24 protein-coding genes and 1 pseudogene are annotated in these 25,576 nt (G+C 51.0%); 14 read left to right on the top strand and 11 right to left on the bottom strand.

What is annotated here, in order from left to right; translation table 11 throughout:
• Nucleotides 1-27: 27 nt before the first annotated feature.
• From JET16_RS03920 to JET16_RS03905, 4 genes and pseudogenes are all read left to right on the top strand, one after another.
• Nucleotides 28-354 (top strand): ArsR/SmtB family transcription factor, encoded by a 327-nt coding sequence (locus JET16_RS03920; protein ID WP_199614336.1) that lies wholly within the window; start codon nt 28-30, stop codon nt 352-354.
• Nucleotides 355-404: 50 nt separating this feature from the next.
• A pseudogene (locus tag JET16_RS03915) lies at nt 405-719 on the top strand (NADPH-dependent FMN reductase); the annotation flags it as partial.
• 609 nt (nt 720-1,328) lie between these two features.
• Nucleotides 1,329-1,940: a DUF421 domain-containing protein gene (locus JET16_RS03910; RefSeq protein ID WP_199614335.1), complete on the top strand. Its 612-nt coding sequence runs from the start codon at nt 1,329-1,331 to the stop codon at nt 1,938-1,940.
• A 10-nt stretch (nt 1,941-1,950) separates the two neighbouring features.
• The gene (locus tag JET16_RS03905; protein WP_199614334.1) at nt 1,951-3,258 is read left to right on the top strand and encodes a chloride channel protein; all 1,308 of its coding nucleotides are present in this window, start codon (nt 1,951-1,953) and stop codon (nt 3,256-3,258) included.
• Nucleotides 3,259-3,283: 25 nt separating this feature from the next.
• Here the strand turns inward: JET16_RS03905 and JET16_RS03900 are convergent, their stop codons facing one another.
• Nucleotides 3,284-3,940 (bottom strand): cytochrome P450, encoded by a 657-nt coding sequence (locus JET16_RS03900; RefSeq protein WP_267908655.1) that lies wholly within the window; start codon nt 3,938-3,940, stop codon nt 3,284-3,286.
• 27 nt (nt 3,941-3,967) lie between these two features.
• A complete protein-coding gene (locus JET16_RS03895; RefSeq protein ID WP_199614332.1) occupies nt 3,968-4,549 on the bottom strand; it encodes an NAD(P)H-dependent oxidoreductase in 582 nt (193 codons plus the stop codon).
• A gap of 107 nt (nt 4,550-4,656) precedes the next feature.
• Here JET16_RS03895 and JET16_RS03890 point away from each other — a divergent pair, with 107 nt between their 5' ends.
• A complete protein-coding gene (locus tag JET16_RS03890; protein WP_407673076.1) occupies nt 4,657-5,688 on the top strand; it encodes an AraC family transcriptional regulator in 1,032 nt (343 codons plus the stop codon).
• 102 nt (nt 5,689-5,790) lie between these two features.
• Nucleotides 5,791-6,279, top strand: a complete 489-nt coding sequence (locus JET16_RS03885; protein ID WP_199614331.1) for a DinB family protein — start codon at nt 5,791-5,793, stop codon at nt 6,277-6,279.
• Nucleotides 6,280-6,322: 43 nt separating this feature from the next.
• On the opposite strand, the gene JET16_RS03880 is transcribed toward JET16_RS03885, so the two are convergent.
• The 3 genes from JET16_RS03880 to JET16_RS03870 form a co-directional block, all read right to left on the bottom strand.
• Nucleotides 6,323-6,757 (bottom strand): SRPBCC family protein, encoded by a 435-nt coding sequence (locus JET16_RS03880; RefSeq protein WP_199614330.1) that lies wholly within the window; start codon nt 6,755-6,757, stop codon nt 6,323-6,325.
• Between the two features lie 294 nt (nt 6,758-7,051).
• Nucleotides 7,052-8,392: a sensor histidine kinase gene (locus JET16_RS03875; protein WP_199614329.1), complete on the bottom strand. Its 1,341-nt coding sequence runs from the start codon at nt 8,390-8,392 to the stop codon at nt 7,052-7,054.
• Complete coding sequence (locus tag JET16_RS03870; protein WP_199614328.1) at nt 8,382-9,080, bottom strand: response regulator; 699 nt, start codon at nt 9,078-9,080, stop codon at nt 8,382-8,384. The genes JET16_RS03875 and JET16_RS03870 overlap by 11 nt, the downstream gene beginning before the upstream one ends.
• 170 nt (nt 9,081-9,250) lie before the next feature.
• Between JET16_RS03870 and JET16_RS03865 the strand changes: the two genes are divergently transcribed.
• From JET16_RS03865 to JET16_RS03840, 6 genes are all read left to right on the top strand, one after another.
• The gene (locus JET16_RS03865; protein ID WP_199614327.1) at nt 9,251-11,356 is read left to right on the top strand and encodes a multicopper oxidase family protein; all 2,106 of its coding nucleotides are present in this window, start codon (nt 9,251-9,253) and stop codon (nt 11,354-11,356) included.
• Between the two features lie 110 nt (nt 11,357-11,466).
• A complete protein-coding gene (locus JET16_RS03860; protein ID WP_199614326.1) occupies nt 11,467-11,928 on the top strand; it encodes a DoxX family protein in 462 nt (153 codons plus the stop codon).
• A gap of 182 nt (nt 11,929-12,110) precedes the next feature.
• Entirely contained in the window at nt 12,111-12,635 is a 525-nt protein-coding gene (locus tag JET16_RS03855) for an ADP-heptose synthase (RefSeq protein WP_199614325.1), read from the top strand.
• A 150-nt stretch (nt 12,636-12,785) separates the two neighbouring features.
• On the top strand, nt 12,786-13,826 hold the full coding sequence (locus JET16_RS03850; protein ID WP_233531062.1) for an ABC transporter substrate-binding protein: 1,041 nt from the start codon (nt 12,786-12,788) through the stop codon (nt 13,824-13,826).
• A gap of 63 nt (nt 13,827-13,889) precedes the next feature.
• Nucleotides 13,890-14,798, top strand: a complete 909-nt coding sequence (locus tag JET16_RS03845; protein WP_199614323.1) for an ABC transporter permease — start codon at nt 13,890-13,892, stop codon at nt 14,796-14,798.
• 3 nt (nt 14,799-14,801) lie between these two features.
• Nucleotides 14,802-15,599, top strand: a complete 798-nt coding sequence (locus JET16_RS03840; protein WP_199614322.1) for an ABC transporter ATP-binding protein — start codon at nt 14,802-14,804, stop codon at nt 15,597-15,599.
• A gap of 11 nt (nt 15,600-15,610) precedes the next feature.
• On the opposite strand, the gene JET16_RS03835 is transcribed toward JET16_RS03840, so the two are convergent.
• From JET16_RS03835 to JET16_RS03820, 4 genes are read right to left on the bottom strand one after another with little or no spacing between them, the layout of a single operon-like run.
• Nucleotides 15,611-16,042: a cobalamin B12-binding domain-containing protein gene (locus JET16_RS03835; protein WP_199614321.1), complete on the bottom strand. Its 432-nt coding sequence runs from the start codon at nt 16,040-16,042 to the stop codon at nt 15,611-15,613.
• Nucleotides 16,043-16,048: 6 nt separating this feature from the next.
• Complete coding sequence (locus JET16_RS03830; RefSeq protein WP_199614320.1) at nt 16,049-17,665, bottom strand: acyl-CoA mutase large subunit family protein; 1,617 nt, start codon at nt 17,663-17,665, stop codon at nt 16,049-16,051.
• Between the two features lie 25 nt (nt 17,666-17,690).
• Nucleotides 17,691-18,212, bottom strand: a complete 522-nt coding sequence (locus tag JET16_RS03825; RefSeq protein WP_199614319.1) for an isoprenylcysteine carboxyl methyltransferase family protein — start codon at nt 18,210-18,212, stop codon at nt 17,691-17,693.
• Between the two features lie 15 nt (nt 18,213-18,227).
• Nucleotides 18,228-19,295, bottom strand: a complete 1,068-nt coding sequence (locus JET16_RS03820; protein ID WP_199614318.1) for a type III polyketide synthase — start codon at nt 19,293-19,295, stop codon at nt 18,228-18,230.
• A 175-nt stretch (nt 19,296-19,470) separates the two neighbouring features.
• Between JET16_RS03820 and JET16_RS03815 the strand changes: the two genes are divergently transcribed.
• Both JET16_RS03815 and JET16_RS03810 read left to right on the top strand, forming a co-directional pair.
• A complete protein-coding gene (locus JET16_RS03815; protein WP_233531061.1) occupies nt 19,471-22,584 on the top strand; it encodes a glycoside hydrolase family 2 TIM barrel-domain containing protein in 3,114 nt (1,037 codons plus the stop codon).
• 523 nt (nt 22,585-23,107) lie between these two features.
• A complete protein-coding gene (locus JET16_RS03810) occupies nt 23,108-23,536 on the top strand; it encodes an NUDIX hydrolase (RefSeq protein ID WP_233531060.1) in 429 nt (142 codons plus the stop codon).
• A 33-nt stretch (nt 23,537-23,569) separates the two neighbouring features.
• On the opposite strand, the gene JET16_RS03805 is transcribed toward JET16_RS03810, so the two are convergent.
• Both JET16_RS03805 and JET16_RS03800 read right to left on the bottom strand, forming a co-directional pair.
• The gene (locus JET16_RS03805; protein ID WP_199614316.1) at nt 23,570-24,469 is read right to left on the bottom strand and encodes a TIGR03943 family putative permease subunit; all 900 of its coding nucleotides are present in this window, start codon (nt 24,467-24,469) and stop codon (nt 23,570-23,572) included.
• 24 nt (nt 24,470-24,493) lie between these two features.
• Nucleotides 24,494-25,510: a permease gene (locus tag JET16_RS03800; RefSeq protein ID WP_199614315.1), complete on the bottom strand. Its 1,017-nt coding sequence runs from the start codon at nt 25,508-25,510 to the stop codon at nt 24,494-24,496.
• Nucleotides 25,511-25,576: the final 66 nt, after the last annotated feature.

Raw genomic sequence — 25,576 nt, 5'->3', positions numbered from 1 at the left:
TCAATGCGTAAATGTTATATTCGATTTATGAGACAGCATAATGAATATGAAGTGATGGCCCAGGCGGCAAAAGTACTTAGCGATCCGATTCGGTTGAAAATATTGGCGCTTCTTAAAGAGGGAAGGCAGGACAGGTATCAGGCGCCTGTCTGTTCGGCATATTCGAATGCGGTTTGTCCTGAAGACCTCAAGCTGGGATTAGATGACATTTCGTCATCGAAGTTATCTTATCACTTGAAGGAATTGAAGGAGGCTGGATTTATTCAGGAGTGCAGAGAGGGAAAACGCATTTATTATGTTTTAAAGCCTGATCGATTCAAAAGCTTAATAGAACAGCTCAACTATTTATATTAAGCGAATCTCGTCGCAAGCAATAAGCATATTTCCAATTTGCGGAATACAATTATTCGCTTCCCGGTATATTAAAAAATGCGTTAGAATGGGGATCAAGACCGACATTCGGATTCCCAATGAACGAGAAGCCTGTTGCCATCATAGGCGCTAGTCGAGGGATGTTCGGGCCGGTTCGAAGCCATATGCATCTCAGAGATGTTCTTTTTGGTTGCAACGCAGCGCCGCTCAGCAGGCCAGAGGTTTACATAAACCTAGCCTCTACAAAGATAGATGCGAATGGCAATGTCACGGATGAAACGACGCTAACGTATCTCAAGACGGCGGTTGAAGAATTGACAAATAAAGTCTCGCCAAGAAATAGGTGAAGAAAAAGCGATGAGGATAGCGGTTCGTCCCCTTTGCTCCACCAATGCAAACAACCGATCCAATTTAGGGTCGGTTGTTTGCATTTGGTCAGCTTGTCATCAGGGAATTCGACTTGAACTTATTTGCTCCGCCAATAAATGCTGCAGTTGCTCTTCTGCCGCTGCTAATAACACAGACATTGAGCAGCGTGCCTCATAACTGTTTTCTCCAAGAATACGTTTAGCAATCTAACTCTCTGATGCCGGACCGCCGAGCGACCTTACTCAGATGGTTCCGTTCTTTTTAAGAACAGACTAATAACAAAAGCCGCGATTCCAATATATAGCGATAACCAAAATGCATTCTGAATGCCGCTGCTAAATCCGCTTATCTCTGTATCTTCCATTGACCGAACCTCGTTTCGAGTTCGAATTCGCCCTATATTGGAGACGCGATCATTCGCTTTTGTTGGTTGATCATTTTATCGATTGATGGTGCCGATTGAAGGAAAACAAGCTGTTGACCCCTCAGTCATGGGTGCATTTGCTGTGTTTCCGGTAACGAATAAGTCTGGCTGAATTTAACAAAAATAGATACAACTCACTGAAAGCAAGGAGCTGCGCTGCACAGTGGACTTACATTTCATATGGAAAGCGGCAGTTATCGTCTTTGGCGGCGTGCTGATCTTGCGCTTGGCCGGAAGAAAGTCGATTTCCCAACTGACGGTTGCCCAGACAGTCATGATGATCGCCGTAGGATCTTTAATCATTCAACCCGTAAGCGAACGCAATATTTGGATTACGATGGTAATCACTCTTTTGATGGTGATCACCCTTATTGGTATTGAGTATCTGGTTCTAAAAAATGACGCTCTCGAGACGCTTCTTTACGGAAAAGCAGTGTTGGTGGTCGAGAACGGGAAGTTAATCGAGAGCAATTTAAAAAAACTGCGGTTATCTGTAGATATGCTGGAAGTGCGGCTCCGGCAGCAGGGCATTCACATGATCAGCGACCTGCAGTGGGCCACCATAGAATCGAACGGACAGTTGGGGTATATGCTGAAGCCCGGCAAACAATATGCGACGAAAGAAGACATTGACATGCTGATGGCGGCGATTAAGGCGGGCATGCCCAATTTGTCCGTTCCCTCAGCGGAGTCCCGTACTGAGGGAACGGGACATCTTTTTGAGGAAGTCAAAAACAATCAACATGCAGAAGCGCCTCCAAACCGGCTGAAATGAGGATATAAAAATGAACGAGTTGATTAAGTATAAGCATGCGACTAAGGTTCTCGGTACATGGGTAATTTTTGGCGCAGCGATCGGTGCCGTTGTCGGCTCGGTGACTGCACTGCTATTGGAAACCAACGATTATTTGGGTACCGTCAGAGAAGAGAACGGATGGTTGATCGGACTGCTTCCTCTGGGCGGTATCGCAGTAGGGTTTATGTATATGAGGTTCGGAAAAGCCTTTATATACAATACGATGAGTGACAGCTTCCAGGGTAATAATCTCGTGATTGACGGGGTTCACGGCAAGAAGAAGGTTTTACGCAGAATGGGGCCCATTGCATATTTGGGAACGTTTATTACCGTTTTTTTAGGCGGGTCGACCGGCAGAGAAGGTGCCGCCGTCCAAATGGGAGCAAGTATTGCGGAAGCAGTCATCCAGTGGTTAAAAGTGAAAGCGGCGGACACGAAAATTTTGCTCATGAGCGGAATCAGCGCCGGATTCGGCGCGGCTTTCGGGACTCCTATAACGGGTGCGGTGTTCGGAATAGAGATGGCCGCCTTGGGGAAATTGAAGTTTGAAGCGGTCGTTCCTTGTCTCATAGCTAGCTTTGTCGGTCATTATGTAACGGAGAAAGTTTGGGGAGTCGAACATGAGAAGCTCGTCATCCAGACAGTTCCGGAGCATTCGCTGATTGTCTTTGCGAAAGTCGTGCTTGTATCCGTCTTATTCGGTTTGTTAAGCGTCGCATATTGCCAGCTCAGACATGCGATTCAAAAATATTCGGAGCGCCTGTTTAACAAAAACCATATGAAAAGAGCATTTGTCGGCGGGTTAATCATCGTCGGATTGACTTTATTAGCCGGTTCCCAAGATTATAACGGCCGCGGTCTGCAGATGCTTGAGCAATCCTTTAAAGAAGACGTTCCGCCTTACGCTTTCATGGCCAAGCTTGTTTTCACGGCAGTTACGCTTGGTTCGGGTTTTGTCGGAGGCGAAGCGATCCCATTATTTTTTATGGGGGCGACATTGGGGAATACATTGCATTCGTTTATAGGATTGCCGCTTTCGTTTCTAGCCGCTATAGGATTGGTCGCTGTATTTTGCGGCGGAGCCAATACGCCGATAGCCGCTTTTCTTTTGGCCATGGAGCTTTTTAACGGGAAGGGAACCGAGTTCTTTATTATTGCTTGTGTGGTAAGTTATATCGTATCGGGACATCATGGCTTGTGGCCCGCCCAAACCGTGTATGAGCCGAAGAGCCGCTTGTTTAACGTCTCCAACGGAGATACGATCGGCAAGATAGAGAAAGGGAATAATACCGGTTAATCGGTTAGGGCGGGCAATCCGCGGATCATCTTTTGTTGATTACTACATATATTCCTTGTTCCGGTCTCAGCGTAATAGACGGTTCAATAACCACTGAACTGCTTATATCCAGATCAAAGTGAAACTGCTGCATGATCGCCGCAAGCAATAAAACGGCTTCCATCATGGCGAAGTTATTTCCGATGCATATTCGGGGCCCTGCTCCAAAAGGAAAGTATACGTAAGAAGGCAATGATTCTTCAAACTTCCGGTTCCATCGATCCGGAATAAACGATGCAGGCTCTGTAAAATATTCAGGACGTCTGTGCATGACCCATTGGCTCAAAGCGATGTCGCAGCCGGCCGGTAAAAAGTAATCATCAAGCCATACGTCTTCCTTAGGCTCCCTGGAAATCCACCATACGGGAGGGTAGAGGCGCATCGATTCTTTAATAACGGACTGCGTAAAGTGAAGATGCGGGAAATGATGAAAGGCAGGCGCGTTTCCCTCCAGTACACGTCCCAACTCGTCAGCTAACTTTTCCTCCGCTTCGGGATGTCGGGCGAGCAAGTAAAACGTCCAAGACAACGCATTCGCCGTCGTTTCGTACCGGCAAGATATGGTCATGACCTCGTCTCTCAGCTGCTCGTCGGACATTCCGATCCCGTCGTCGTCCCGAGCTTGCATGAGCATGGACAGCAAATCCCCGCGATCCGCGGCGCTACTGCATTATTTCAACTTGGAACCAAACCGCTTCACTTTATTCAGCCAATTGGCACGCTGCTTCTCCGAAGACGGTCTAACCGGCCCGATTTCGGTAATAAGAACGGGGGTAATTCCGCAAAATTGCAAAATATTGCGTTTCATCACATTATGCCCGGCGTGCCTGTATATCCAACGATTATACCAGAGCGGAGTGTCCATCGTGACGATCAGACGAGCGGATTTTCCGGATAACAGCTTATCCCAAAGAGAGGAATTCTCCCGGAATTTATAAGCGAAGCCGGGCAAAAAGACGCGATCGAAAAACCCTTTCAAAATAGCCGGCATCGCTCCCCACCATGTCGGATAGACGAATACAAGGTGATCCGCCCACCGCAGCAAATCTTGCGCCGACCGCAAATCTTCTTCAAGCTCCATTCTTTGCCGGTACCCGTACTTTAAGTTCGGATCAAAATTGATCTTGCTTAGCTCAATCTGCCGGATCTGTGTGTTGCTGCCCGAAGCTCCTTCGATATAAGCGGCCGTTAAAGCCGAACAGTAGCTTTGCGGATCGGGATGTCCGTTGATAACGAGAATTTTCGATTTCATTTGCAATTCCTCCTTGAAAGACTACAATCATCATAGAATGAAGCGATCGGTAATTGAATGATGAAAAACGCAAAAAAATTGCTAATTTGCGCAAAGGAGGAACGCGGGTGAAAAGCGGCGGGGCGGCTATTTCCATGGTATATCCGATAATGAAGACGATCGTCCGCAAAGGGTACGATGTGGAGCAATTTTGCAGTTATGCTCCATTTGACGCCGGTCTACTGCAGGATGCGGAAGCCCGAATACCTGCGGAAGAGCTTGAGCGGTTAATGATAAAGGCCGCGGAGTTTACCCAAGACGGCTATTTTGGGTTGCACCAGGGAAAGAATATGGAGTTTGCCGATCTGGGGATTGTTGGTTATGTGATGATGCATTCCGGCAGCGTTGCCGATGCGCTTCAAGCTTACCGAAGATATTACGAGATTGTTTGCAGCGACTATATGTTGGACTGGGAAGAGGGCAGAGGGGAAGTAAAAATCCGGCTGTTTATGAAACATCCCGGACAGATGTCCCGTCATTGCGCGGAGGATATGGCTTGTTTGTTGTACCGATTGATCGGCAAGCTTAGCACCCGGCAAATTCCGCTAAGCGGGATTCAGTTTTCACATGATGCTCCGTCCGATGCGAGTCCGTATTTGACCGTCTTCGGGAGAATTCCCGAGTTTGGCGCGAAAGAGCATGTTCTGTGCATGAGCAAGGATGTGATGCGATATCCGGTGATGTATTCCGATCCGAAACTTCTGCAAATGTTTGAATCCGTTGCGAAGGCAACAAGAGATGGACTAATGCAGGCAAATACGTTGTCAGACCAGGTGTATCAATGGCTCAAACAAAGTCTTCCTAATTCATTCCCGACATTACGGCAAACGGCGGCATATTTCGGGGTCAGTGCAAGAACGCTGCAAAGTAAATTAAAAGAAGAGAATACTTCCTATAACGATTTGTCCGTCCGCGTACGAAAGGAAATGGCGGTCGACTGCTTAATGAAATTCGAGTACTCTGTCGGTGACATTGCCTATGTGCTGCATTTTTCGGAGCCTAGCGCTTTTCAGAACGCTTTCAAGAAGTGGACGGGATTAACGCCGGGGCAGTATCGGGCAAAAATCAAGGGAGAGCGTTCCGAGACTTCTGTTGTTTAGCATGGTCAAGCCGTTGATTCCGAAACATAGCAATCAAGAAGAAATTTGTTGTTTCGTTTCATGGTATCGTTAGCGTAGACTGGCATACCAAGGAGGAGTTAAATGAATTATTCCGATTTATTGATTGCAGAGCTTAAGCGGGAAGCGCAAGCGACACGCAGGGTGCTCGAAAGGGTACCGGAAGACAAGCTTTCCTGGAAACCGCATGAAAAATCGATGTCGTTGGGTCAATTGGCTTTGCACACCGCGAGCGTAATCGGAGGCGTTGCCGAGCTTCTGAACGAAAGTCCCCGCGAAGTGCCGGATGTACCGCTTTCCGAGGCGGCATCGCTCGGCGAGATACTTTCGGCATTAGATAAATACGCGGCTATCGCTGAAAACAAGCTTCTTGCATGGGGAGAAGCCGGTCTTATGGAGACATGGACGCTCACCCGCGAAGGCGTTCCGGTCATTCAGGTGCCCCGAATGGAGATGGTACGCACAATCATGCTCAACCATTGGTACCATCATCGGGGCCAGTTGACGGTATATCTCAGATTATTGGGGGTTCCGCTGCCGGGTATTTACGGTCCTAGTGCGGACGAGTTTTAACGGAAAGCCCAACATGCATGTGTGCAGGTTGGGCTTTTCTATCCTAATCTTCTTTGGAGGATTCGCTATACTTTTTAAAATTGTCCAGAATCGCCTGCCAGCCTGCTTGCTGCATTTCAACGGAATTGGTGGTTTCTGCTTCAAAAGTTTCAATTACCTTGGTGTCGTTTCCTTGGCTAATAAAAGTAATCGTAACTTTTCTTTCATCTCCAAGAGTGTAAGAAATAAGCTCGTTTATTCTGACTTCATCATAAACACCGCTAAAATCAAATCCAAAGCTGCCATCCTTAGCTTCCATTCTTGTTAGGAATTTCCCGCCAACCCTTAAATCATTTTCGGCATTTGGCGCATGCCATTCATCAGAAGCAGCACACCATTTTGTTATATGCTGCGGCTCCGTCCAATATTTCCACACTTCTCCAACCGGTTTATGTACTGTGGCTTCTACCGTTATTGTTACTTTATTACCTGTTTCCATATTAATTATCCACCTCGTTATAAAATTATCCTTACTGGGTTTCTGCGGAAGACTGGACAAATGCTCCGGAGATGCCTCTTGTCTTCGTGTTCGACGAACGTCATCGTTACGAGCACTCCTGCGTTCCGCATACGAATATGCTTTGAATCGAATTGCTTATAATGTGAACGGCCCTCCTCCCGTACAGTTCGAACACTTACAATGTACATCATCGGGAATATTCCCGTCAAGGAATTTTTCTGCGACCGATCCACCTCCTCTCCCCCTAGTAATAAAGTTATAGGTGGGGGAGGTTCACCCGAGTATAATCGGCAAATACACTGTGAACACCGATCCTTTTCCTATCTCGCTCTGAACTTCGATCCAGCCCCGGTGCGCAAGGATGTTTTGCTGCGCAATTGCCAGTCCGAGCCCCGTGCCGCCGCTTGGACGGGATCGGGAATGGTCCGCTCTGTAAAACCGGTTGAAGATATGGGGAAGATCCTCTTCTGAAATACCGACCCCGGAGTCTTCAATCTTAATAGAAATATATTCGTGCTCCAGGTCCGGCCGGTAAACCCGTTGCGCTTGAAGCCGGATTTGTCCGCCGTGGTTTGTGTAATGGATCGCATTCGTCAAAATGTTGTACAGAGCTTGAAGAATTCGGTTTTTTTCCATTGACACGTAAATGCAATCCTCTGCGATATTCATGGAAAACCGGATTTGCTTATCTGCCAACAAAAATTCGGTTTTCTGTTGTAAATTTTCCAAAACCTCAACAAGATTGCCCGGCCCGGGACGCAGATCCGTCATGCCCGCTTCCAACTTGGATAAATCCAATACATCGTGAACCAAGCGCGATAGGCGCAATACTTCATCAAGAATGGAAGACTGCTTTGCGGAAGATAGCGGGGCTCCTGTCTCTTGGACCAGTTCCAGCTCCCCTTGAATGATCATAAGCGGGGTCTTCAGTTCATGTGCGACATCGGACAGAAACTGCTTTCGGGTCCGTTCCGCGTTAGCAAGAGCGTCATTCATCTCCTGCAGAGCTGAGGAGATCGCCCCGAATTCATCCTTCCTTTGTACGGGAAGGGTCACGGCAGGCTTTCCCTTCTTGATGTCATTGATCCCCTTGATGATCTTGCGAATTGGACTCGTCATTCTCCAGGACAAAAAGAAGATGGTCAGAAAAGCGGCTATGCAGGTGAAAAGCAGCGAAGCTTTTGCGATATTCGGAACAATGGAGTACCACATCGATTTGAATTCGTATGTCTTAAGCTGCTTATCGTTCATGACAAATAATCTTCCGACCTTCTTCTGATCGGCGAAAAGCGCCAACTTATAACCTTCATTCCGAAGAACGTCGGCGCTTAATTGTCCTTGTTGATACACGGGTGTCCCGTTTGCGATCAGGACGATTGCGGGGAAGAAGCGGGAATGTACGAACTCGGCGGCATGAACGTTATCCCATGAATGGCCGTTGCTCGTATAATATTGCTCGAATTCCTCCCGCAACGATTCGAATGCCGCCTTTTCCTCAAGGTAAGCTAAATCGCGGTCAATATAAAATTGGACGTGCGTAACGCCAAGCAGGAAGAGCATGATGAATACGATCATAATGCTCATCGATAAAATCAGCTTGTTTCTAATTTTCATGTTCCGCTCCGAAACGGTACCCGAAGCCGTAAACGGTTTGAATGTAGTCGGATGGCCGGTTATCGCTCTCGATCTTCTTCCGAAGTTTACTGATATGGGAATCCACGGTTCGTTCGTCTACAACAAACTCTTCTTCGAACGCATGCTGCAGCAGTTGCATCCTGCTGTACACCCGTCCGGGCTTCGACGCCAGCAGATGCAGCAGCTTGAATTCGGTCGGTGTTAAATGCAGCTCTTGAGTTCCTTTGAAGACTTGCATGCTGTTTTCGTTAATTGTCAGGTCGCCTCTTCTTATCACGCCGGTTTGTTCGTCGTGCTCATTCCTATTCATTCTTCTTAATAGAGAGCGTATGCGCGCGGAAAGCTCCCTTAAGCTGAATGGCTTCGTCAGGTAATCGTCCGCCCCCATCTCGAGGCCGACGATTTTGTCGGTTTCTTCGGATTTGGCCGTGACCATGATAATCCCCGGCGCTCCGAGCTCCCTAAGCTTGCGGCAAAGATCCAATCCGTTCATTAGCGGCAGCATCCAGTCAAGTATAACAATATCCGGTTTGTTCCTCGCAAAGAGCTGCAGTGCGGTTGCTCCGTCCGCCGCGGTTTCGACTTCATAGCCTTCACTTCGTAGAAACGATTCCATCAATGACGAAATTTTAATCTCGTCCTCTGCGACCAACACTTTGATCCCCATACCCGTCCCTCCGAAACTCCACAATTCATATTTACCACTTTATAGAAAAATTGTTGTCGCCACAACCTCTCGATAGTTTCACCACAAGTTCGCAACATTCCGGTGATAGTATAACAGTCAAGAGATTGGAATTCCGATAATTGGAAGAATACAAGAGGAGTGGCATGTTCATGTTCGAGACCTTTGCAAGTATCATATTGACAATCACTATGACGGTATTATGGCTGTCGGCTAGTTTCGTGGTTACCGGATTGCCTTATTCGAAAAATTATCGGCTATTGAAAAGATCGCGAACCTTTCTGCTGTGGGTCAGCTGCATGGCGCTTATTATAGGCGTGCTTTGGTACGCGGTAATGATAAGCCTGTGGCTCCGAAACGGTTGGCTGTTCGTCGAAGGAACCTTCAAGGCGGTTATGCCTTTTATGTTGATCATGCATCTTTGTATTGTGATATCTGCATTGCCCAAAATAATAGTCTTACGGAATTCTCCAAATAGAGAAGAATTAACTCAGGATACATTGATCAAGATCACGCATCCCGCTCTGCCATTATCTTACTATGCGGCTGTATTAACGTCCGGCTTGGCAGCCTCCAGCAACATCTTTGCACAGCCGGTCTTGCCCGGACCGTTAGAAATCGTTCAAAGAATTATGCTGATACTTCTCATTCTGATCGTGCCAGCTCTCTTTGTAATTAGAAGACATCTTGCGGCCGCACGCGGCGGAAATATCCGGCGCAGCCTGGGATTAAGGCTGTTGAAGTTTATGCTCGCAAGCGTCCTTACGTCGGTTGTTGTGATCGCAGTCGTTGTAACGAATGTGTTGGCAGGCGTTCAGGCATCCAAATTGCCGGAAGCTTCCGACATGATGAACCACAACCGGATTGACGAAGGGGGCGGAACGTCTACCCTGATGGCTGATAGCCACAATCAGCACAATCACAATGATCAATCCAATACAGTGGAAGTGGCCGCTCTGACGGGAGATATTTCAGCGCCAGCAGACGTTAAGTTTGAACTGACGGCGCAGCGGACGGAAATCGAGCTCTCTTCCGGCGCCAGAATGGATGCCTGGACTTATAACGGAGAGATCGCCCCCGAGCTGCGGGTTCGTCATGGGGATATGGTCGAAGTGAAGCTGATCAACAAAGATATCGATAAGGGAGTCACGATTCATTGGCATGGCTATAATGTGCCGAATGCCATGGATGGCGTACCGGGCATGACGCAGAATATCGTGAAGCCGGGACAATCGTTCACATATAAATTTCGCGCCGAGCAGGAAGGGACCTATTGGTTTCACTCCCACCAGCAAGCCGCGGAGCAAGTGGCTAAAGGCCTGTTCGGATCGCTTATAGTAGAACCCAAGAATGAAACCGATACTCATAACGAAGAGATCACCGTTATCAACCATCGATGGAAGACGGACCAAGGATATAAACATGCTTTCGGAAACGGCGACGGCGAGCAATTAATTCAGGTAAGCCCAGGGAAGAAGGTAAAGCTGCGAATCATTAACACGCATAAGTCGTCTCAGAAATACCTGCTACAAGGAGTCGAGTATCGAATCGAAAGTATTGACGGCGTGCGTATTGAACTGCCCGGCCTGTTGTCCGATGAGACGGCATTCAGTCTCGGCTCGGGCGGAAGATACGACGTTACTTTTACGATGCCGGACCATCCGGTCTTGTTCAAGATGGGCGATTATAAGAACGATAATAGACCCAGTATTATCATCTATACAGAAAACCCGCCTGTGAATCCGAGCTTTAAAGCCGAGTCCGAACTGTTTGATCCGTCGAATTACGGGAAAGCCGTAGTAAATGAAGAAACCTCTCCGACAAGATTCGATAGAGAATTTCTGATGATCCTTGGGAACAGGATGGGGTTTTATAACGGAAAGTTTCATTTTCTATGGACGATCAACGGAGAAGTCCATCCCAACGTGCCGACTTTGGTCGTCAAAGAAGGCGAGAAAGTAAAAACAACATTTGTGAATAAAAGCCTTGCCGAGCATCCGATGCATCTTCACGGGCATCATATGACGGTACTGAAGAAGAACGGCAAGAAAGTGAAGACGTCATGGTTAACCGATACTTTAAACGTGCGGCCCGGCGAGACGTATGAGGTGGCATTTATCGCAAATAATCCGGGGATGTGGATGGACCATTGCCACAACCTCGACCATGCGGCGACGGGTATGATACTGCATCTCATGTATGATCATGTGCGTCCGTCATTTGAAGTGGGGACGAGATCCGGAAATTTGCCGGATTAATCGTGGTCAATCTTAGCAATATAAAAGAAACCGCAACTCATTATTTTATGGTATTATTTGGATTGAAAGATTACACGCGCGTATGGCGTAAAGTTAAAGGAGGAAAATTGATGGCGGACACGATTTCAAAGAGCAGGCTTTGGACGGCAAGAATTATGAGCGCGGTTGTAATTCTGTTTATGTTGTTAGACAGCATATTCAAGCTGATCAAACCCGCCCCCGTTGTGGAAGGTACGGTAACGCTCGGGTATTCCGAACATCATGTAATTCCTATTGGAGTGCTCGGTCTCATCTCAATAATTCTTTACGCCGTCCCTCGTACATCTTTATTGGGTGCGGTGCTGCTGACCGGATATTTCGGCGGAGCGATCGCTACGAACTTACGTGTGGATTCGCCGCTTTTTACACATATACTGTTTCCGGTTTATATTGCTATTCTAATGTGGGGAGCACTATGGCTACGGGATGAAGAACTGCGCAAGCTGCTTCTCCGCGGCCCGAAGCGGTACGGCCATCGCCGGCAGCAGCATGTCGCCGGACAGGGTGCGGATACAAATCAAACGGGGCGGTAAATAGCACCTAATAATTGTATAAGACGTTCACCCTTCAGGACATTCTGGAGGGTTTTTTATCGTTCGTTTTCGGCGAACATTATACAGTAGGCGTTTTCCGTCTTAACTTTTCCGCTCATTTATGGTATTTATTTATAGACATCTATTTCGGTTTGTCCGGGAAGGTAAGGAGGCGCTCTCGAATGAGAAAGCGGTTTGTCATTGAGGCTGTTATGGCAGCGATTTACGGAGAGTTGATGGTTCCGAACCGGCCCGTTGAGTACCTGTTCCCTTATTCGACGGTAATGGAATTGTACGAAATGAAAGACAGCAGCGAGCCTGTCATGCCGGAAGCCGGAGACGACGCGCACGTAAAGCAGAAGATAAGCGAAATGATTGCGTTCTTCGAAGAGCCGTTGAACCGCAAGAAAATCGAAAGAGCGTTCGGCGCGCCGTGGCGACTGAGTCCGCCGCTGCTCGTCAACGATAATGTATCTTTTGTTGTAGTCAATTCAATGGAGAATGCGCAATACGGAGAGACATTCGATCCGATCGAAACGGAGCTGATTCTTTCTTCGCTGCGCGAGCAGGTACCGATCTTGACAGACCAGCTCGATTTTATGGATCGCGTGATCGATACGGAAGTTCCGATTCAAGTGTTTGATATCGAGGATTTCGAATACGCTTTGGAAGCGGATGAAGCGCTGGGCGATTGGAAATCCCCATAATTGGAAACACCCGGCAGCTTCGGGTGTTTTTTTTGTTGACGCGCCTGCTGCAACAAATATAAAATATTTTTATGGTTTAAGGACAAGCCGCGTTATAAGTCTTTAATCGTGCAACGCGTTGGCGGCACAATGAAACAGGGGGAGAAACATATGGTTGTCAGTAAAAAATGGTTGGCGGTTATCGCCGCGACGGTCTTGGCCGTTTCCGCAGGATGCGGGCAGAAAAATCAGGATACGACGCAAGGCAGTGCGGGCGGCGGAAGCGAAGCTGAAGCTAAGACATATAAGATCGGCATCTCGCAAATTGTGGAGCATCCTTCGCTGGACGCGACCCGAGACGGGTTTCTTGCGGCTTTGAAAGACAACGGCTTGGTGGAAGGCGAGAATCTTGAGGTAGATTTGGGCATCGCCCAGGGGGAACAGGCTAACAATACGACGATTGCCCAAGGGTTTGCAGGCGGCAAGAAAGATCTCGTGCTCGGGATTTCCACACCTTCCGCTCAAGCATTGGCGCAGCAAATCAAGGACATTCCGGTGCTGTTTACAGCGGTTACGGATCCGATTGGCGCCGGACTTGTCGAGAATGCGGAAAATCCGGGCGGTAACATAACGGGAGTATCCGACACCCATCCCGACGAAATTGCGAAGCTGATGGAGTTTATCGCGTCGCAATTCCCGAATGTGAAGACGCTAGGCACGGTCATTAACGAAGGCGAGCAAAATTCCGTCGTCGCCATCGAACGTGCGGAAGAGGCGCTTTCCGCGAATAACATCAAAATCGTGAAAGCGGCCGTCGCTTCCAGCGCCGACGTAAAACAGGCAGCCGAGTCGTTAGTCGGACGAGTGGACGCCATCTATATTCCGAAAGATAACACGGTCGTCCCTACGCTCGAAACCGTTGTTGGCGTTGCCGAGAAGAACAAGTTGCCTCTGTTCGTAGGAGATGTCGATTCCTTAAAGCGCGGCGGTGTGGCGACGTTCGGCTATCAGTATTACGACATCGGATATACAACCGGCAAGCTGGCCGCGGATATTTTGCTTAACGGAAAAAATCCCGGAGACATACCGGTGATGTTCCCCGAACAATTGGACTTGTACTTGAACGCTACGGCTGCCGGGAAGCAAGGCGTGGAAATTACGCAAGCGATGAAAGATTTGCTCGCGAAACCGGAACATCTCATTGAACAATAATTTTTTATAACATAAGAGTGACCCGTATTGCGGGCCACTCTTCACTTGTACGGAGGTATTTATATGCTTGTCGCTTTGATCGGTTCCGTGGAGCAAGGACTTATATTTGCAGTTATGGCGCTGGGCGTTTACTTGACGTTTCGCATACTCAACTTCCCTGATTTGACGGTAGACGGCAGTTTCACCACAGGAGCCGGAATTGCGGCAGCTCTTATTGTTGGCGGAATTTCCCCTTGGCTGGCTACAGCGGTTGCTTTTTTCGGCGGGCTTGCTGCGGGGTCGGTAACCGGATTGCTGCATACGAAGGGTAAGATCAACGCTCTTCTATCCGGAATATTGATGATGATCGCCTTATACACAATCAACTTCCGCATCATGGGGCGTCCGAACATTCCTTTGTTGAACAAGGAGACGGTTTTCCCTGACGGGGAGTTAATTGCGTACGTGTCATACGCGCTCATTATTGCGCCTATCGTTGTTTTATTAGTTAAATTGATTATCGATTGGTTTCTTAAGACCGATTTGGGGATGGCCGTACGGGCGACCGGCGATAATCCGAAGATGATCAGCAGCTTCGGAGTAAACACGGACAACACGATCATCGTCGGCGTGAGCTTATCGAACGGGCTTGTAGCCGTCGCGGGGGCGCTTTTCGCCCAGTACCAAGGATCCGCCGACCTTCAGATGGGCGTCGGGATGATCGTGGTCGGGCTTGCTTCGGTCATTATCGGCGAAGTGATATTCGGCACCGGATCGATAGCCAGGGCAACGTTGGCGGTTGCGCTGGGAGCTGTCGTTTACCGGATTGTCATCGCCGTTGCGCTGCGTTACGGGTTAGAGCCCACCGACATGAAACTGATGACGGCGCTCATCGTTATCGTGGCGTTGACCGTACCGTTAATTCGCAAGAAGAGCAGGGAAAAGTCGATCGGGAAAAAACGCAGCGAACAAATCGGCGGGGAGGCGGTGTAGCACATGTTGAAGATGGATCGTGTCGTCAAGATATTCTACCCGTACACTCCGGATGAGAAGATTGCATTGGGCGGCGTTTCCCTTGAATTGCGGAAGGGTGATTTCGTAACCGTCATCGGGAGTAACGGTGCGGGGAAATCGACATTGATGAACGTCGTTTCCGGCGTACTTGTGCCCGAATCAGGCGATATTGAGATCGACGGCATTAACGTCAACCGAATGAAGGAACACGAAAGAAGCCGTTGGATCGGCCGTGTGTTTCAAGACCCGATGGCGGGAACGGCCCCGTCAATGACGATCCAGGAAAATCTGGCTCTTGCGTACCTCCGCGGACAGAGCAGAGGACTCGGGTCGGGAATCACCCGGTCGAAGCAAGCGATGTTCAAAGAACGTCTGGCCGGACTGGGGCTCGGACTCGAAGACCGAATCAATGCGAAGGTCGGGCTGCTTTCCGGCGGCGAAAGACAAGCGCTCAGCTTGCTGATGGCGGCGTTCACCGAACCGAAAATATTGCTGCTGGACGAGCATACCGCGGCGCTTGACCCGTCCCGCGCGGAGCTCGTAACGGAGCTGACGGAACGGATCGTTACGGAAACCGGCCTCACGACGCTTATGGTTACGCACAATATGGAGCAGGCGATTCGCCTCGGAAACCGGTTGATCATGATGGACAGCGGGAAAATCATCTTTGAGGTCGAAGGAGAAGAGAAGCGGCAATTAACCGTGCCGGCGCTTCTTGAGAAATTTGCCGCCATTCGCGGCAAGCGGTTGGCCGACGACCGCGTCGTTCTCGGATTATAATAAAATGCGACTCATCGCCCGGCTGTCATATGCCGGGCGATGAACGTTTCGCGGCTACTTCCGGCGGCGGAGCGGATGTAGGCTGCGACAGCCGGAATATCGATATCCGGCGGAAACACCGCGTCGATGCCTGCTTGAAGTAAAGGTGGCACGTCTTCCGCGGGAATGAGGCCGCCGGCGATCAAGAGCCGGCCTCTCCAACCGGCGGTGCGGAGCGAGTTCACGACACGGGGGAAAAGAGTGAGGTGCGCTCCGGCATGCGAAGAGAGGCCAATGCAATCGAACTCGCCATCTGCGGCCATCTTGGCGATTTCCTCCGGCGTTCGGCGGACTCCGCTAAATACGGCGTTCAGCCCTTGCTCGCGCAAACCTCGCGTCAATATGATCGCGCCGCGGTCATGACCGTCCAATCCGGCTTTCGCAATGAGCACTCGTAACGTCATATTTTCTTATTCCTCCCACTGTTCGCGGTATGTGCCGAATACGGCGGACAAACAGCCGAATATTTCGCCTACGGTGCAGCCGGACTGAACGGCATCGATGATCGAGTGCATTGTATTCCGCTCTGCTTCCGCATCCGACTGCAGTTGAACGAGCTTCCTGCGAACATCGGCTTCGCTCCGGTTGTTCCTTGCCGAGTCCAGCTCCGCAGCGCGAACGCGTTCGATATCCTGCGCAGCGTCTTTCTTGCGAGCAGCGAAGCGCAGTTCCGGTCCGTCGCCCGCAAAGAGGTTCACGCCGACGACCGGAAGCTGTCCGCTCGCCGTCTTAAGGTGCGTGCGGAATGCTGCGTCGCGGATTTCCCGCTGCACATACCCGCTGCGCAGCGCTTCAACGGCGCCTCCGGCCCGCTCGACCGCTTCCATGCAGGCGGCAATTTCCCGCTCCATCGCATCGGTCAGCGCCTCCACGGCATACGACCCGGCCAACGGATCGACGGTTTCCGCAACGCCGCTTTCGTATGCGATGATTTGCTGCGTGCGCAGCGCCAGCGCGGCGTTGGCTGCGCTCGGCAGACGCAGCGCCTCGTCTTTCGCGTTCGTGTGCAGGCTCTGCGCGCCGCCGAGAACGGCGGCCAGCGCCTGCAGCGCGACGCGCACGACGTTGTTGTCCGGCTGCGCCGCCGTCAACGCGGATCCGGCGGTTTGCGCATGGAACCGCATCCGCCACGAGCGCGGGTCCTTCGCGTCGAACCGCTGGCGCATGATGCGCGCCCACATACGCCGGGCAGCACGAAACTTTGCGGTCTCTTCCAACAGACGGTTGTGCGCAGCAAAGAAGAACGATATGCGCGGGGCAACCTCGTCAATATGCAATCCGCGCCGGAGCGCCTCTTCGACGTAGGCAATGCCGTTTGCAAACGCGAAACCCACTTCCTGCGCCGCCGTCGCACCCGCTTCGCGCATATGGTAGCCGCTGACGCTGACGGCGTTAAAGCGCGGCATGCTTTCACAGACGTATTGGATGACGTCGGCGGCGAGCCGCAGCGAAGGCTCGGGAGGAAACAGATACGTATTGCGGGCGGCGAATTCTTTTAAAATATCGTTCTGCACCGTTCCCGCCAATCGGCTGACATCGACGCCGGTTTGTCCGGCGACGGATGCGGCCATGGCGAGCAGAGCGCCTGCCGTGGCGTTAATCGTCATCGATAACGAGACGTCCGCAAGCGGGATGCCCTTCAGCACCGTCTCCATATCGGACAGCGTGGATACGGAGACGCCGGTTTTGCCGACTTCACCCTGAGCCGCCGGATCATCCGCGTCGAGACCGAGCTGCGTCGGAAGATCGAAGGCGAGGGAAAGGCCGGTTTGCCCTTTTCTCAATAAATACCGCAGCCGCCGGTTAGCCTCCCGCGCGGAACCGGCACCCGCATATTGCCTCATCGTCCACAGCTTGCCGCGGTACATGGAAGCATATATGCCCCGTGTGAACGGATACTCTCCGGGGCGGCCGATCCGCTCGACCCATTCGGCGGCAATGTCCGAATCTCCGTCCAAGCGGGGGGAATATACGGCTTCCAACGAGTCGGAGCCTTCTAAGCCGCCGCTATTAAATTGTTGAACCATCGCCGCTCACCTCCTTGCGCCGCGGTTACTCCGCTGCTGTTGACATGGAGAGTAATGCTTGCTCCTCTAGGGAAATACGTCTTTTCAGCACAATCATATTCAAAACCGGAAACAGCGCCGCGCTCCAATAACACCCGAAGATGAGCGGCAGGAACAGCAATTCCAGAGTAACGACGGCGTAATTCGGATGTCGGAGGAAGCGGTACGGACCTCTTCGCACCAACGGAGCGCCGGGAACGATAAAGATGCGCGTATTCCAATGGATGCCTAGAGAGCGGATACACCATATTCTTGCCGCTTGCAGCAAAATGAATATGGCGGAAGGGACGAGCATCCACAAAGAGAAGAATGGCCGCCGCAAGGAAAATTCCGTCAGCAGCGAGAGAAAGAAGGCCGCATGCAGCAGTACTAAATATTTGTAATGATCCGCCCCGATCTCGTATCCGCCGATACCGCGAATTCGTATCGCATTTCGCTTCGCCAGCCTCAGTTCCAACAAGCGTTGGGAGATCACCCCACTGAAAATCAACGCAAACCATAAGTTCATCGCTCTCGTCCTCCGTTAAAACTGTAACAACAACAATTCCGAACTAAACCCGGGTCCGAGCGCACCCGCCAGTCCTCGCGAACCCTTTTGCACCCCTCGGCGCAAAACTTCATCCAACACGAACAGCACGGTACAAGACGACATATTTCCGTATTTCCGCGATACCATCCGCGACGCATCCAGGCGGTCGGGGCTTACGCCCAACGACTCTTCATAAGCTTTCAACACCTTCATGCCGCCAGGGTGCAGCACATAATGTTCAATATCTTCGATATTCCATCCTTGACTGTCAATGAGCTGTGCCGCATTAGAGCGCATATGATTTTGGATAATCGAAGGAATGTCCCTGGAGAAGACGACCTTCAAACCCCTGTCCGTAACGTCCCATCCCATCACATCGAGCGAATCGGGCCAAGTGGTGCTTTGAGTCGCAATAATTTGCGGCCCTGCCTCATCTAAGCCCGGAGCGGCTGCGCTTCCGGCAACCAGTACCGCCGCCGCGCCGTCAGCGAATAGCGACGTAGCGACGATATTGCTTTTCGACACGTCGTCGCGTATGAACGTAAGGCTGCATAACTCCACGCTGATCAATAGAGCGAGGTCGCCGGGAAACGCTTTGACATACTCCGAAGCCCGGGATAAGCCCGCAGCGCCTCCCGCGCAGCCGAGCCCCCATAACGGGGAACGTTTGACGTGCGGATTGAAGCCGAGACGGTTAAACAGATGGGCGTCCAAGCTGGGCGTCGCCGTTCCGGTTGTCGTAACGAGTATGACGTGACCGACGTCTTGGGGTTCGGCGCCGGCTTTCTCGAGGCAGCTGCGCGCGGCGCGTTCCGCCAGTCCGGTCGCATGGATGATAAACTGCCTATGCTTCTCTTCCACCGTACGGGGAACCGCAAACCAATCGAGCGGCATGCAAAAATGTCTCGTTTCAATGTCGCTATGTTCGAAAATCGGCAAATACCGGTCAAAATTCGGCACGGAGGAGCCGAACATATGATGCACGGAATGCCTGGCTTCGTCTTGCGAAACCTGGTGTTCGGGAACGGCCGTTCCGATGGACACGATAGTGCCGATAAGCATACACCTCCCGGGCAAGGAAATGGTTTTCATAGTTTGCCACAACGGCATTCGATTCTATTCTGGTTTAATATTGTTGTATCGATTGAAAAATGGTTGCATTTTCAGTTGCCGATAATACATGTACAATAGGAATATCGTTGCATAATCCATAACAGTCTAAAGAGGTGCAGTCGCTTTGCAGAAATATATTTATACGCCGCCGGAGAACGGATATCCGGAATGGAACAACAACCCTGAAATTTTTCAATTGAACCGGATGAAAGCTCACGCCACGTTGATGTCATACCATACTGTCGAAGAGGCGCTCGCCGCGCACCGTTACGCTTCGGATCGATGCTTGCTGTTAAACGGCAGTTGGAAGTTTCGCTTTGCGGAGCGCCCGGAGGAACGCCATCCGGATTTTTATAAGACCGACCGCGACGTGTCAGATTGGAATGACATCCCGGTGCCGTCTCACTGGCAGCTGCAGGGCTACGATTATCCGCAATATATTAACGTTCGCTATCCTTGGGACGGGAAGGAACATATTCGTCCGCCGTTCGTTCCGGTCAAATATAATCCGGTGGGACAATACGTTCGGACGTTCAGCGTCCCCGGCAATTGGAAGGATCAGCCGGTGTATATTAGCTTTCAAGGGGTGGAGTCCGCTTTTTATGTCTGGTTGAACGGAGATCTTGTCGGGTACAGCGAAGACTCTTTCACGCCGGCGGAATTCGATCTGACTCCGTATTTGGTTGAAGGTGAAAATAAACTAGCCGTTGAAGTGTACCGCTGGAGCGATGCGAGTTGGCTGGAGGATCAAGATTTTTGGCGGATGAGCGGCATTTTTCGGGACGTCTATTTATTCACCGCTCCTCAAACGCACGTATATGATTTGGCGGTAAATGCGAAGCTTGACGATCGATATGTGAACGGCATATTGTCTGTAAGGGCGGCTGTCGTGAATGCGTTCGGGAAAGCTTCCGGCGAAATGACTTGGGAAGCGCAATTGTATGATAAGGATCGCAGGCCTGTGTTTGAGCTGCCTTTTGAAAGTACCGTAAATTTTAATGAGGGAGAAACGGAGACGGACGTGTTCGTATCCGGCATGGTGCGGCAGCCCGAACCGTGGAGCGCGGAATCGCCGTATTTATACACGCTTGTCGTTACGTTGAAGGATGCCGGCGGAGTTATTGCGGAAACGAAGAGCGTGCGCGTCGGTTTCCGGAACATTGAAATCAAAGACGGGATCATGCTGTTTAATGGGAAGCGAATTGTGTTTAAAGGCGTAAACCGGCATGAATTCGATTACCGGAAAGGCCGCTCGGTCGGCGTGGAAGAGATGGTCCGCGATATCAAGCTCATGAAGCTGCACAATATCAATGCGGTGCGCACGTCGCATTATCCGAATCATCCGGCGTGGTATGACTTGTGCGACGAATACGGGCTGTATGTAATCGACGAGACGAACTTGGAAACGCACGGCACCTGGATCTATGGATCCAAAGGAGAAGGCAACGCATTGCCCGGCAGCAAACCCGAATGGACGGATGCCGTTGTCGACCGGGCGAATTCGATGCTGGAGCGCGACAAAAATCATGCTTCCGTCGTAATGTGGTCTCTCGGAAACGAATCGTTCGGCGGCGAAAATTTTGTAAAGATGCGCGATTTGCTGAAGAGCAAAGACGCTACGCGTCCTATTCACTACGAGGGTGTGGTGCATCACCGGAAATTCGAAGACGTCACCGACGTCGAGAGCCAGATGTATACGCCTCCGCATAAGGTGGAAGAGTACGCGCGGTCATCTCCAAAGAAGCCTTTCATTTTGTGTGAATACAGCCACTCTATGGGCAATTCGACCGGGAACTTGTTCAAATATACCGAGCTCTTCGATCGCTATCCGGCGCTGCAGGGCGGGTTCATCTGGGACTGGATCGATCAGGCGCTTTCCGCCCGCGCGGAGGATGGAACCGAATATATGGCATACGGGGGCGATTTCGGCGACACGCCGAATGACGGCAACTTCTCCGGCAACGGTCTATTATTTGCAGACGGTTCCGTATCGCCCAAGCTGCACGAAGTAAAAGCGTGCTATCAGAACATCGTCTTCGAGGCGGAGGATTTGGCGTCCGGCACGTTCCGCGTCGTGAATAAGCATCTGTTTACCGATGTGTCCGCGTTCGAGTTGGTATGGGCAATCAACCGGGACGGTGTGCTTGTTTCCGAAGGACGCGGGCATTGCGAGGCTGCCCCTGGCGAAAGCCGCGTTGTGAACATTCCTCTGCCGGAGATGAACGGGGCGTCGGCGGGAGCGGAGTGGTGGCTAACCCTTAGCGCGGTAATGAAAGAGGATGCGAATTGGGCTTCGAAGGGGCACGAAGTTGCGTTCGCCCAATTTCGGCTCGCGGCGTTCGCCGCTGCTGACTCGTCGCTTGGCGGCGGTACTAGTAAAGCTCGGCCTCAAACTGTGCATACATCCGATGCGGTTACCGTGCTGTGCGGCGGGGTAGCCGCTCGATTCGACGCCGGCAGCGGTGTTCTATCCTCGTATTCCGTTGACGGAGTGGAGCGGCTGTCCATGCCGCTTGCGCCGAATTTCTGGAGGGCGTTGACGGATAACGACCGCGGCAGCCGCCTTCATGAGCGGAGCGGCATGTGGCGCGAAGCGGGGGTTAACCGTTCGGTGTTGTCTTTCGATGTGAACGAACGTTCCGACAGTGTCGTCGTTACATCGGTGTTCCGGCTGCCGACGACGCCGGTTTCCATATGTATGGTGGAATATACGGTGCTTGGCGACGGTTCGGTGAGCGTGGCGATGCAGCTAGTACCGGGAGAGCGTACGCCGGAAATTCCGGAAATCGGTATGATGTTCGCTCTGCGGGGCGCATACGACCGGTTGAAGTGGTTCGGCAAAGGTCCGTTCGAGACGTATTGGGACCGTGCGACCGGGGCGAAGCTCGGAATATACGAGGGTTTGGTCCGGGAGCAATTTACGCCGTACTTGCGTCCGCAAGAGTGCGGAAATAAGACGGACGTGCGTTGGGCGAACATTACGGACGGGAACGGTGCCGGTGTGCGGATCGAAGGGAAACCGGCGATCGAATTGAACGCTCTGCCGTGGACCCCGTCCCAACTGGAAGCGTACGACCACCCGTATAAGCTGCCGGTCAGCGGCCAAACCGTGGTCCGTATCAATTACAAGCAGATGGGCGTAGGCGGCGACGACAGCTGGGGCGCCCGAACTCATCCGGAGTTCACGTTATTAAGCAACCGCTCGTATATGTATTCGTTCGTACTGAAACCGTTGTAACGGAGTTATTGAGCCGGCTCTTTGTCCACGGACAGAGAGCTGTTTTTGTTGAGGACGTCAATTTCTCCGTAGCGACCCAATTTCCGGCGGTACAATAAGGTCAAAATTGACCCTATGTCTATGAATAAGCTCAAAAACTGGTCCTATACACTCGCAACGGTCTGATTCCCCGGTTCTACAACTATTGATCCTGGGCAGAATAAGGTCAAATATGAGACTGTCGAATAATTGTGAGCGATGTAACCGGAGTTTCTCCGGTTAGGAGGGTGCAACGGGCCGAAAATGAGCGATATAACCGGAGTTTCTCCGGTTAAGAGGGCACAAATGGCCGAAAATGAGCGATATAACCGGAGTTTCTCCGGTTAGGAGGGGACAAATGGCCGAAAATGAGCGCTGTAACCGGAGTTCTCCGGTTAGTAAGGCGCAGCGGGACAAAAGTGCCGGATACATGCGCTGTGAGTGAAAAATTCGGCTGCAAGTTCGTGTCATGACGTTATTTTCCCAAAACCAAAGGAGGGCGAGAATGAAACGAACCACAGTCGGATTGCTGCTGACGGACGGAACCCGGTTTCTCGCATGTCACTCCACCGGGAATCGCTTCTATGATTTGCCCAAGGGATTGCCTGAAGAAGGTGAATCTGCATTGGAGACGTGCCGCCGGGAAGTGAGGGAAGAGACCGGATTGGACATCTCCGGTATCGAATTGAACGACTTTGGCGTGCTGCCGTACACGAGAGAAAAAAACCTCCATTTGTTCGTATGGAGGACAAGCCAGCTTCCGGACACAGGAGGATTGGTGTGCACTTCGTTCTTCCCGCATCCGTACACAGGTAAATCGACGCCCGAAGTGGACGGCTACAAATATATCGATTTTCATGAGAAAGAGTTGTATTTGGCGAAAAGCATGGTTCGAACGCTTAGCATAGTTGAGGATAAGTTGCTTATCAGGTAAGCCGCTTAAGGCCGCAGCTAGGCTCTGTAACCCTCACTGATCAAGAATGTCATAATTCGGGTATACATACGGCGTATCCGGAGCCGGAATTTTCTCAATGTCGCCGGTTTCGATCGACACGATTTGAATCCCGTCCCAATCGGTCGAATTGATCGTTCCAGTCACCCGTACCCAGCTGTCTTCCGGATAGACGGCGGCCGATTTCGACAGAACGAGAAATCCGTACGGAGTCGAGTCCGCCGAACAACATTCCATTGCCATGCGGGCTACGACAAATTGATCGTTCGCCATCGTGTCCTCGCGGTACACAAACCCCTCGATTTGAATTTTCTTACCCGCAAACCGATCCATGAACAAGTCGATTGCCGTGCTTGCTTCCAAGAAGCTGCTCTCTTCTATAACGATCGTATCCTGTTTATATAGACTAACGGCGAAATTCGCATATTGATCGGTATAAGCATCCCCCGTCAAAAACATTTCTTTCAACTTCTCGTCAGTGGCAAGCTTCGGATCCAAAGTTTGTTCCGCAGCGGCCGGAGGTTTCGCTGCCTGTTTCGATTGGGAAGACACCGAATCGCCGACGCTTAGAACAATGCCTTTCTTCTCCGCCAACGCGCTTCCCAAAGCCGTATCCGGCAAAAAATATCCGAACAGCAGCGGAGCGATGAGCAATCCGTAAGCGGTAATATTACGCAATATAGAAGGTGAAGGAGTATGATCGCAATCGCAGTCGATCGCTTCGCCCCGGACTGCCGCAAACGCGGCAAACGCTTGGTAAACGGCGATCATAATTAATCCGACGGCCGCGATTCTGACGTACAACTCCATTCTGGGAGCGATATAATATTGCAGCAGACCGTTCTTTACCAAATATAAGATGTATATGGAAAAACCCGCGGATATTATTGCACGAATCAAATAATGCAGAGTCATCACATATTCCCCTCCAATCGATGATTACAAAACAAACCGCTCAACGATAAATGTCCCGGCGGACACGGACACGATCACAAGGACGGCAACAAGAGCGACAAAACGGGCGCGGAACGCGGACAGCATCATGAACGTGCTCTTCAAATCAAGCATAGGCCCAAAGACAAGAAAAGCGATCAGCGAGCTTGCGGAGAACGTGGATGCGAACGACGATGCCACGAAGGCGTCCGACGTAGAGCAGATCGACAGTACGTATGCGAAGCCCATCATGAACCACTGGGAAGCCCATTCGGACTGGCCGATCGACACGAGACTGCCCCGGTCCAAGAATGTTTGAATCCCGGCCGTCAGCAAAGCTCCGAATATCAAATATTTGCCCATTTCGAAAAATTCGCTGGAGGCGTGGTCGAACGTGGCGAACAGCTTGTTACCCCCGCTATGTCCATGATCGTGGCGGTCATGATGATTGTGTCCATGGGAAATGCCCGCGCTTTGTTTTAACGGATCCTTTTTCACCAATCGATATACCGCCAAGCCGACGACCGCGGCCACTGCAAACGCCAGTCCCATCCGTGTGTATGCGATTTCCGGTCGCGAACGGAACGCCATATATGTAGCAGCAAACACGACGGGATTCAAAATCGGACCTGCCAATAGAAAGACGATACCCGCATAGAGAGGAAGCCCCTTCTTCACAAGCCTGCGGACAACGGGGATCATTCCGCATTCGCATATCGGAAATACAATGCCCAGCAAGCATGTCACGGTAACGCCAAGCACCGGGTTTCGCGGGATGATCTTTTGGACGAAGCGGTCGGAAACAAACACCTGCAATATCGATGAAATGAAGACGCCGAGCAGAATGAATGGAAACGCCTCGAGCACGATGCTTACGAACATCGTTTTGAACGTCTGGAGGCTACCGTTCTGAAGCTCAGGCATGTTCCGAAACACTTCCGGATTCATTAACAACACAATGAAGAAGCTTAAAAATACAATACCGGCAAGAGATAACCCAAGCCGTCCGAGTGTAACGGGCATACGAATCCTCCGAATCAAAAAAAGATGTCCACATCACATTATATCATTTCTTAATCGTAATCTTTA

It is taken from the genome of Paenibacillus alkalitolerans (assembly GCF_016482785.1).
Taxonomy (GTDB): Bacteria; Bacillota; Bacilli; order Paenibacillales; family YIM-B00363; genus Paenibacillus_AE; species Paenibacillus_AE alkalitolerans.
The sequence above is the reverse complement of the archived record's forward strand: the minus strand, read 5'-3'. Positions and strand labels throughout refer to the sequence as shown.